The organism is Streptomyces sp. NTH33, assembly GCF_003236365.1.
Lineage (GTDB): Bacteria > Actinomycetota > Actinomycetes > Streptomycetales > Streptomycetaceae > Streptomyces.
In genome coordinates this window covers 1-9,880 of the sequence record NZ_POTZ01000269.1, presented here as the reverse complement: position 1 = coordinate 9,880, position 9,880 = coordinate 1, and the positions used below count along the sequence as shown (strand labels likewise).

The window sequence follows — 9,880 nt, the reverse complement described above, 5'->3', positions numbered from 1 at the left end:
CCGGGCGAGAAGCGCCCGTTGCGTATCGAGGTACCGGCCCTCCCCGCCCGCGGCGGCCCCGGTCTCGTACGGCGCCTGTTCGAACCGCTCGGCTGGACGGTCACCGCCGAACCGGTCGCGCTGGACGGCCTCGGGTTCCTGCTCCAGATCGCGGCCCTGCGTTCGCTCCCGATCTACGTGGTCGGCGCGGCCCTCGCCGCGAGCCTCGCGGTGACGGCGGTGGTCGCGTCCCGGATGCTGCGGGTGCGGCTGAGCGCGGTGGAGTGGTCCGCGGTGGGTGTCGTCTGCTCCGGCCTGGCCATGCTGGGCCTGGCCTCGGGCGCGGAGGGCGGTGAGGTCGGCTCCACGGCGCTGAGGTGGGCGATGCTCGGGACGGCGCTGGCCGTGCTGCTCCTGGGCTCGGTGGGCGGCCGCCTGCACGGACGCGGCCGGGCGCTGCTGCTCGGCCTGGGCGCGGGCTTCGGCTTCGGCGTGGTGGAGGTGGCGGTACGTCTGATCGACTCACTCGCCCCGTCGGCGCTGTTCACCAACCCGGCGACGTACGCCCTCCTGCTGGGCGGCGGCGCCGCCTTCCTGCTGCTGACCTCGGCCCTCCAGCGCGGTTCGGTGACCACGGCCACGGCCGGCATGGTCATCGGCGAGACGGTCGGCCCCGCGGCCATCGGTGTGGTCTGGCTGGGCGACCGCACCCGCGACGGCCTGACCTGGCTCGCGGCCCTGGGCTTCGCGGTGGCGGTGGCGGGGGCCCTGGCGCTGGTCCGGTTCGGGGAGGCACCGGTGGAGGCGGGATGACGGCCGGCCCACCTCGGGCGGCCGTCACCGCCACCGCGAAGCCCAGGGCGTCCAGGGTGATCACCGCCGTCACCACCTGGAACCGGCGGATCCCGGCAGGCAGCACCAAGTGGGGACGCGGACACGACTGCCTGCCGACCGGATCCGAACCCTCGACACCCGGTACATCCACGGCGACCCGGTCCACTGTCTCGACCGTGACGAGATGGCCGAGGTGGAGCACGCGGTCAGCCGCTACCTGGGGCTTTGACCTGCCGGGTGCTCCGGGAACGGAGCACCCGGAGCACCCGGCAACGGCGCCGTCAGGACAGCCACGCCTTCCAGGTGGACTCGTGGCCCTCCACCCACTTCCTCGCCGCCTCGGCCGGGGTGAGCTTCTGGTCGGCGATCATCAGGGCGACCTCGTTCTGGTCCTCGGTCGTCCAGGTGAACTTCTTCAGGAAGGCGGCCGCCTTCCCGCCGGACCTGGCGAAGTCGGCGTTGAGGTACTTCTGCAGCGGCGTGTGCGGGTAGGCGCAGGCGACCTTGGCCGCGTCCGCGTCGCAGCCCTCCTTGTACGGGGGCAGTTTCACCTCGGTCATCGGCACCTTCTCGAACAGCCAATGAGGTGTGTTCCAGTAGGTGAGGAAGGGCTTCTCCTCCTTGGCGAACTGCTTGATCTGGGTGAGCAGCGCGGCCTCGGAGCCGGCGAACACCACCTTGAAGTCCAGCTCCAGGTTCTTCACCAGCGCCTTGTCGTGCGTGAGGTAGGCCGGTGAGCCGTCCATCAGCTGGCCCTTGCCGCCGCTCTCCGCGGTGCGGAACCGGTCGGCGTACTTGTTGAGGTTCTTCCAGTCCTTGATGTCGGGGTGCTTCTCGGCGAAGTACGTCGGCACGAACCAGCCGATGTGCCCGGTGACCCCGAGGTCGCCGCCGGGCGCGATCGTCTTCTTGTCCTCGACGTACCGCTGCTTCTGCTCGGGGTGACCCCAGTCCTCCAGGATCGCGTCGACCCGGCCCTGGCTGAGCGCGTCCCAGGCGGGCACCTCGTCGATCTGGACGATGTCGACGCGGTGGCCGAGCTCGTGTTCCAGCAGGTACTGCGCGACGGCCACGTTGGCCAGGGAGCCGACCCAGGACTGCACGGACAGGGTCACGGTCTTCGCATCCCGCACGCCCGCGAACGGCGAGGCCTGCCTGGTCATGTCGGCGGCGCCGCAGCCGGTGGTCAGCGCCAGGACGGCCACGGCGGCCGTCAGAGTCGTACGACGACGCATGGTGTCACGCTCCCTTCCGCACACGCCGCCGGGTCGGCTGCGTCACCCGGTCGAGCATCAGGCCGAGGCAGACGATGGCGAGGCCGGCGACCAGGCCGGTCGCCAGGTCGCCCTGGGCCAGGCCGAAGACGACGTCGCAGCCGAGCGCGCCGCCGCCGACCAGACCGCCGATGATGACGACGGCGAGAACCAGCACCACGCCCTGGTTGACGGCGAGCAGCAGCGCCGGGCGGGCGAGCGGCAGCTGCACCTGACGCAGCTGCTGTCCGCTGGTCGCACCGAGCGAGCGGGCGGACTCCAGGGCCGCCGGGTCCACCTGGCGCAGGCCCTGCGCGGTGATCCGTACGACCGCCGGGAGGGCGTAGACGACGGCCGCGGCGACGGCCGGGGCGCGGCCCACGCCGAACAGCGCGACGACCGGGATCAGGTACACGAACTGCGGCATCGTCTGGAACACGTCCAGCACCGGGCGCAGCAGCCGCTCGAAGCGGTCGCTGCGGGCGGCGGCGATGCCGGTCGCGAAGCCCAGGACGAGGGTCACGGCGACGGCCGCCAGCACCTGGGACAGGGTGTCCAGGGACGGCTTCCACACGCCGAGCACGCCGATCGCGGCCATGGCGCCCGCGGCGGTCAGCGCGGTGCGCCAGGTGCCGATCAGCCAGGCCAGCGCGGCCACGATCAGCAGCACCGACCACCAGGGCAGCCACTGCAGACCGGAGCGGACCGGGTCGAGGACCCAGGTGGTGAAGCGGCCCGCCCAGTCGGCGGTCCCGCCGGTGTACGGGACGCCGGAGTACAGGTGGGCGGTCATCCAGTCGACGGCGCGGTTGACCGGCTCGGCGATGCCGACGGTCCAGCCCGTGGGCCAGTCCTGGCGGCCCGCGAGGCGGGCGGCCAGGGCCACGGCCACGGTGGCGACGGCGACGGTGGCGGTGTGGAGCCAGGGGCGGGTGCCGCGCTCGTCCTGCCCGGCACGCTCTCCCGCCGCGCCCGTCACCCGGTCCAGTACGACGGCCAGCAGCACGATCGGGATGCCGGCCGCGAGCGCGGCGCCCACGTCGACCGAGGCGAGCGCCTGGTAGACGCGGTCACCGAGGCCGCCGGCGCCGATCACGGAGGCGATGACCGCCATGGACAGCGCCATCATGATCGTCTGGTTGACGCCGAGGAGGAGTTCCTTGCGGGCCAGCGGGACATGGGCGGTCAGCAGGCGCTGGCGTGCGGTGGCGCCGAGCGAGTCGACCGCCTCCAGCACCTCCTTGTCCGCGCCGCGCAGGCCGAGCGCGGTCAGACGGGCCATCGGCGGGGCGGCGTAGATCACCGTGGCGAGGACCGCGGCGGGTACGCCGATGCCGAAGACCAGCACGACGGGCAGCAGGTACGCGAACGCCGGCAGCACCTGCATGGTGTCCAGGACCGGGCGCAGGGCACGGTCCATGCGCCCGGACAGACCGGCGGCGAGGCCGAGCAGCGCGCCCACGACGACGGAGGCGAGGACCGCGACCACCATCAGGGCGAAGGTCTGCATGGTCGGCACCCACATGCCGAGCAGGCCGCAGGCGAGGAACGCCGCCGCTGTGCCGGCGGCGAGCCGGAGGCCGGCCACGCGCCAGGCGATCAGCGCGGCGGCGGCCGTGACACCTGCCCAGCCCGCGGCGAGGAGGGCGAGGTAGACGGCGCGTACGGAGACGACGACGGCGTTGCTGACGTGGCCGAAGAAGTAGAGGAACAGGGGGTGGCTGTCCCGGTTGTCGATGATCCAGTCGCTGGCGCTGCCGAGAGGGCCGGACAGGTCCACGGTCAGTGCCTGCGGCCAGGTTCCGCCGGCCCAGTGGGCGTGGGCCGGCGGGACGAGGACGGCGGCGAGGACCGCGAGGGTGAGGAGCTTGCGGGTGGCGCGGTGTCTCAGTACGGCCGGGACCGTGCGGGGGGTGGCTGTGGTGAGCGTTGCCATCACACGGCCCCCGCGTCGGGGCCGGCGTCACCCGGGGCCGCCACGCCCGCCACCACGCCGAGCAGGGCGTCGGAGTCGACCATTCCCACGCAGCGGCCCTCGTCGACCACCCGGGCCGGGGCTCCCGCACGGGCCACCGCCTCGATGGCCTCGGCGACCGTGGCCTCCGGGGAGACCGCCGGGCCGCTGCCCGCGTCCTCCGCCGACGCGGGGCGCATGGCCCTGCGGACCGTCATGACCTGTTCGCGCGGGACGTCGCGGACGAACTCGCGGACGTAGTCGTCGGCCGGGGAGCCCACGATCTCCTCGGGGGTGCCCAGCTGGACGATGCGGCCGTCGCGCATCAGGGCGATGCGGTCGCCGAGCCGGAGGGCCTCCTGCAGGTCGTGGGTGATGAAGACCATCGTGCGGCCCTCCTCCTCGTGCAGGCGGATCACCTCCTCCTGCATGTCCCGCCGGATGAGCGGGTCGAGCGCGCTGAACGGCTCGTCGAACAGCAGGACTTCGGGGTCCACGGCCAGCGCGCGGGCCAGGCCGACCCGCTGGCGCTGGCCGCCGGACAGCTGGCCGGGGCGGCGCTGCTCCATGCCCTCCAGACCGACCTTGGCGACCACCTCGGCGGCCCGCTCGCGCCGCTCGGACCTGCCGATGCCCTGGATCTGCAGGCCGTAGGCCACGTTGTCGAGGACCGTGCGGTGCGGCAGCAGGCCGAAGTGCTGGAAGACCATCGCGGCGCGGTGCCGGCGCAGTTCGCGCAGCCGGGCCCTGTCCATGGCGCGGATGTCCTCGCCGTCGATGGCGATGGTGCCCGCGGTCGGCTCGATCAGCCGGGTCAGGCAGCGCACCAGCGTGGACTTGCCGGAGCCGGACAGGCCCATGACGACGAAGACCTCGCCCCTGCGCACGTCGAAGGAGACGTCGCGGACGGCGGCCGTGCAGCCGGTGCGCTCGCGCAGCCCGGCCGGGCTCAGCGCGGTGAGTTCCGGGTCCGCGGGGACGCGGGCGGCCTTCGGGCCGAAGACCTTCCACAGGCCGTCCACCGCGAAGACGGGGGCGGCGGTGGAGCCGTCCGTGGGCGGTTTGCGGTGGGGACCGTGAGAGTCACCGGCTCTCACCCCCGATCAGGTCGACGGCCCTCTCCCCGACCATGAGCACTCCGATCATCGGGTTCACGGCGGTCATGGTCGGGAACACGGAGGCGTCCGCGACACGGATGCCCTCCAGGCCCCGGATGCGCAACCGAGGGTCGACGACGGCGAGTTCGTCGTCGGCGGCGCCCATGCGGCAGGTGCCCGCCGGGTGGTAGACGGTGTGCGCGACCTTGCGGGCGTACTCGCTCAGCTCCTCGTCGCCGGTGACGTCCGGGCCGGGGCACACCTCGCGCTCGAGCCAGCCGGCCAGCGGCTCGGTCCTCGCGATCTCGCGGGCGATGCGGATGCCGTCGACGAGGGTGCGGCCGTCGTAGTCGTCCTCGTCGGTGAAGTAGCGGAAGTCCAGGGCCGGTTTGACCGACGGGTCGGCGCTGGTGAGGTACAGCCGGCCCCTGCTCTTCGGCTTGGGGATGTTCGGGGTCATCGACACGCCGTACGGGGGCCGTTCGTAGCCCAGGCGCTCGGGGTTGTCCGTGAACGGGATCTGGTAGAAGTGGAACATCAGGTCCGGGCCCGCGTGTCCGGGGTCGCGGCGCACGAACAGGCCGGCGTCGGAGTCCATCGCGGAGTTGTCCGGGAGGGGACCGTTCGTCTCCCACACGATCACCGACTCGGGGTGGTCGAGCAGGTTCTCGCCGACGCCCGGCAGGTCGTGCACGACGGGGATGCCGAGCTTCTCCAGGTCCGCCTTCGGACCGATGCCGGAGTGCAGCAGCAGGCGGGGCGAGTCGACGGCGCCCGCGCACAGCAGGACCTCGCGGCGGGCCCGTACGAGGATCTCCTCGCCGTCCTTGGTGCGCACATGGACGCCCTCGGCGCGGGTGCCGTTCAACTGGAGCTTGTACGCCCAGGTCTCCAGCAGGATCGCCAGGTTGGCGCGCTCGTCCATCACCGGGTGCAGGTACGCCACGGAGGCGCTGGAGCGCTTGTTGTCCTCCGGGTGGTAGGCGAGGTCGAAGAAGCCGACGCCCTCGTGGAACGGCTTCTCGTTGAAGCCCTCCACGCGCGGCACGCCGAGTGCCGCCTGGGCGGCGTCGACGAAGTCGCGGGCGATGGCGTTGCGGTCCTTCTCGTCGACGGCGACGATGTTGTTCTTCAGCCGGGCGAAGTACGCCTCCATCGCGATCGCGCCCCAGCCCTCGGCGCCGGCCGCCTCCCACTCGTCCCAGTCGGACGGCAGCGGCTTGAAGGCGATGAGCGTGTTGTGGGAGGAGCAGCCGCCGAGCACGCGGGCGCGGCTGTGCCGGATGTGGGAGTTGCCGCGGGGCTGCTCGGTGGTCGGGTAGTCGTAGTCCAGTTCGCCGCCGAGCAGGCCCATCCAGCGGCGCAGGGTCAGCACGTCCTCGCGGCCGACGTCGCTGGGGCCGCCCTCGATCACGGCGACGGTGACGTCCGGGTTCTCGGTGAGACGGGAGGCGATCACGGAGCCGGCCGTGCCGCCGCCGACGACGACGTAGTCGAACTCGTGGGTGTTGTCGTGCATGGGGGAGGTACTCCTGTGGTGACGAGGAGGTCGGAAGAACTTCGCGGAGAAGACTGGGGAGGAAACGGGAGAAAACCGGTGCCGGGGACGGCGGGTGCGGCTCAGCCCGCGAACCAGCGCACCGGGGCGGGGGCGAGGTTCTGGTAGACGTGCTTGGTCTCGCGGTACTCGGCGAGCCCGGCGGGGCCGAGCTCGCGGCCGGTGCCGCTCCTGCCGAAGCCGCCCCATTCCGCCTGCGGCAGGTAGGGGTGGAAGTCGTTGATCCACACGGTGCCGTGGCGCAGCCGGCCGGCCACGCGCCGGGCGCGGCCCGCGTCGGCGGTCCACACGGCGCCCGCGAGGCCGTACTCGGTGTCGTTGGCGAGCGCGACGGCCTCGTCCTCGGTGCGGAAGGTCTCGACGGTGAGGACGGGGCCGAAGACCTCCTCCCGGACGACCTTCATCTCACGGTGGCAGCGGTCCAGGACGGTGGGTTCGTAGAAGTAGCCGGTGGCGGGCCGCTGCGGCGACGGGTCGGGGCGCCGGCCGCCGCAGCGCAGCACCGCGCCCTCGGCGAGCGCGGACTCGACGTACGCCTCGACCCTGGCGCGCTGCTGCTCGGAGACGAGCGGGCCGCACTCGACGCCGGCCTCGGTGCCGCGGCCCAGCCGGATCCTCTCGGCGCGGCGGGCGAGTTCGGCGACGAAGCGGTCGCGGACGGACTCCTCGACGATGAGCCGGGCGCCGGCGGAGCAGACCTGGCCGCTGTGGATGAAGGCCGCGTTGAGGGCCTGGTCGACGGCCGTGTCGAAGCCCTCGTCGGTGGCGCAGGCGTCGGCGAAGACGACGTTGGGGTTCTTGCCGCCGAGTTCGAGGGCGACCTTCTTGACGCCGGCGGCGGCGGCCCGGGCCACCTTCGTGCCGCTGGCCAGGCCGCCGGTGAAGGAGACGAGGTCGACGTCGGGGTGTTCGGCGAGCCGGGCGCCGACCGTGTGGCCGGGGCCGGTGACGATGTTGGCGACGCCCGCGGGCAGGCCCGCCTCGACGAGGAGTCCGATCAGGGCGACCGTGGTGAGCGGGGTGATCTCGCTGGGCTTGATCACGAAGGTGTTGCCCGCGGCGAGCGCCGGGGCGATCTTCCAACTGGCCTGGAGCAGCGGGTAGTTCCAGGGCGTGATCATCGCGCAGACGCCGACCGGCTCGTGCACGACGACGCTGTGGACGTCGGGCGAGCCCGCGTCCACGACCCGGCCGGGGGCCTCCGCGGCGACCAGGTCGGCGAAGTAGCGGAAGGCGTCGGCGACGCAGTCGATGTCGACGCGGCCCTCCTCCAGGGTCTTCCCGGCGTCCCGGCTCTCCAGCAGGCCGAGCTCCTCCCGGTCGCGCACCAGGAGATCGGCGACCCGGCGCAGCAGGGCGGCGCGCTCGGCGACCGGTGTGCGCGGCCAGGCGCCCTGCCCGCCGCCGAAGGCGCGGCGGGCGGCCTCCACCGCCAGGTCCGCGTCCTTCTCGTCGCCCTCCGCGACCACGGCGAACGGCGTCGCGTCCGCGGGGTCGAGGATCTCGCGCGTGGCACCGCCGACCGCCTCGCGCCACTCCCCGCCCGCGTGAATGGTGCCGCGCGCGTCGCGTTCCGTTCTGTCCGCCATGATCGGTGCTGCCTTCCGTTCCTGCTCAGTGCCCCTGAGTCACATCGGTGTGACCCGCCGGGGAAGCTGAGCACCTGCCCCCTTCCGCGCCCTCCATGCCTGGGCCGCGGCCGGAAGTGTTCAGCGTCACGGAACTTGGGGGCATCAGAGGACAAAAGGCGCAGGATTTGCGATCGTTGCGGCAGCTGGAACGGCCACGGGCCCCGCTGCCGGAAGAAACCGGCAGCGGGGCCCGTGCGGGGTGTGGCGCAGGGAGCCGTGGGGCTCGTAGGGCTCAGACGAGGCCGAGTCCGCGGACCGCCTCGCGCTCCTCCTCCAGCTCCTTGACGGAGGCGTCGATGCGGGCGCGGGAGAAGTCGTTGATCTCCAGGCCCTGGACGATCTCGTACGTGCCGTCCTTGCAGGTGACCGGGAAGGAGGAGATCAGGCCCTCCGGGACGCCGTAGGAGCCGTCGGACGGGATGGCCATGGAGGTCCAGTCACCCTCGGCGGTGCCGTTGACCCAGGTGTGGACGTGGTCGATGGCGGCGTTGGCGGCGGAGGCGGCCGAGGAGGCGCCGCGGGCCTCGATGATGGCGGCGCCGCGCTTGGCGACGGTCGGGATGAAGTCCTCGGCCAGCCACTTCTCGTCGTTGACGACCTCGGCGGCGTTCTTGCCGGCGACCGTGGCGTGGAAGATGTCCGGGTACTGGGTGGCGGAGTGGTTGCCCCAGATGGTCAGGCGCTTGATGTCGGAGACCGTCGAGCCGGTCTTCTTCGCGAGCTGGGTCAGCGCGCGGTTGTGGTCCAGGCGGGTCATGGCGGTGAAGCGCTCGGCCGGTACGTCCGGCGCGGCGGCCTGGGCGATCAGCGCGTTGGTGTTCGCCGGGTTGCCGACGACCAGGACCTTGACGTCGTCCGCGGCGTGGTCGTTGATGGCCTTGCCCTGCGGCTTGAAGATGCCGCCGTTGGCCTCGAGCAGGTCACCGCGCTCCATGCCCTTGGTGCGCGGGCGGGCGCCGACGAGGAGGGCGACGTTGGTGCCGTCGAAGGCGACGTTCGGGTCGTCGCTGATGTCGATGCCCCGCAGGAGCGGGAACGCGCAGTCGTCCAGCTCCATGGCCGTGCCCTCGGCGGCCTTCAGCGCCGGCGTGATCTCCAGGAGCCGCAGCTTGACCGGCACGTCCGCGCCGAGCAGCTGGCCGGAGGCGATGCGGAAGAGCAGGGCGTAACCGATCTGGCCGGCCGCGCCGGTGACGGTGACGTTCACGGGAGTGCGGGTCATGGCGTTCTCCGTATGACAGCTGGCGGTGGGGCGTCCCTGCCCCGGGTGCGGGATCCCACCGCCGGCTCGTGACCGGCGCCGCCGCGGTGATCGATCACGGGTACGGATGATCGATCTCTTGGCGTCAAGAGAGATCCGTTCGTCAGGCTATCGCCTCTCCGGCGTCCCGGGCGGCCGGGCCCCTGTGGCCCGGCCCACAGGACGGCCGCGTGGCGTGCGGGAGGCGGCCGCCCGTCCGGGAGAGGAGGGACGAGGACGGCCGCCGTATGGGGGTGCCGGAATACCGGACTCCCGTGGGGGGTGAGGTTCGCGTGCCCCGGTCGGCGGATCCCATGCCTGTCCGGTGTCACTT

At 72.7% G+C, this 9,880-nt stretch carries 8 protein-coding genes; 2 read left to right on the top strand and 6 right to left on the bottom strand.

The window, feature by feature from the left end; translation table 11 throughout:
• Nucleotides 1-792: hypothetical protein (locus C1I97_RS23550; RefSeq protein ID WP_181446872.1), on the top strand; the 792-nt coding region annotated here is incomplete at its 5' end.
• Nucleotides 793-901: 109 nt separating this feature from the next.
• Nucleotides 902-1,042, top strand: coding sequence for a PemK family transcriptional regulator (locus C1I97_RS23545; RefSeq protein WP_111005183.1), 141 nt, complete (start codon nucleotides 902-904; stop codon nucleotides 1,040-1,042).
• A 52-nt stretch (nucleotides 1,043-1,094) separates the two neighbouring features.
• Here C1I97_RS23545 and C1I97_RS23540 read toward each other — a convergent pair whose 3' ends face one another.
• The 6 genes from C1I97_RS23540 to C1I97_RS23515 form a co-directional block, all read right to left on the bottom strand.
• Nucleotides 1,095-2,048 (bottom strand): ABC transporter substrate-binding protein, encoded by a 954-nt coding sequence (locus tag C1I97_RS23540; protein WP_111005182.1) that lies wholly within the window; start codon nucleotides 2,046-2,048, stop codon nucleotides 1,095-1,097.
• A gap of 4 nt (nucleotides 2,049-2,052) precedes the next feature.
• On the bottom strand, nucleotides 2,053-4,002 hold the full coding sequence (locus tag C1I97_RS23535) for an ABC transporter permease (RefSeq protein WP_111005181.1): 1,950 nt from the start codon (nucleotides 4,000-4,002) through the stop codon (nucleotides 2,053-2,055).
• Nucleotides 4,002-5,042 (bottom strand): quaternary amine ABC transporter ATP-binding protein, encoded by a 1,041-nt coding sequence (locus C1I97_RS23530; protein WP_258382709.1) that lies wholly within the window; start codon nucleotides 5,040-5,042, stop codon nucleotides 4,002-4,004. The genes C1I97_RS23535 and C1I97_RS23530 overlap by 1 nt, the downstream gene beginning before the upstream one ends.
• Nucleotides 5,043-5,103: 61 nt before the next feature.
• Nucleotides 5,104-6,636, bottom strand: a complete 1,533-nt coding sequence (locus C1I97_RS23525) for a GMC family oxidoreductase (RefSeq protein WP_111005179.1) — start codon at nucleotides 6,634-6,636, stop codon at nucleotides 5,104-5,106.
• Nucleotides 6,637-6,737: 101 nt separating this feature from the next.
• Nucleotides 6,738-8,264: an aldehyde dehydrogenase family protein gene (locus C1I97_RS23520; protein WP_111005178.1), complete on the bottom strand. Its 1,527-nt coding sequence runs from the start codon at nucleotides 8,262-8,264 to the stop codon at nucleotides 6,738-6,740.
• Nucleotides 8,265-8,538: 274 nt separating this feature from the next.
• Nucleotides 8,539-9,528, bottom strand: a complete 990-nt coding sequence (locus tag C1I97_RS23515; RefSeq protein ID WP_111005177.1) for a malate dehydrogenase — start codon at nucleotides 9,526-9,528, stop codon at nucleotides 8,539-8,541.
• Between the last annotated feature and the right edge of the window lie 352 nt (nucleotides 9,529-9,880).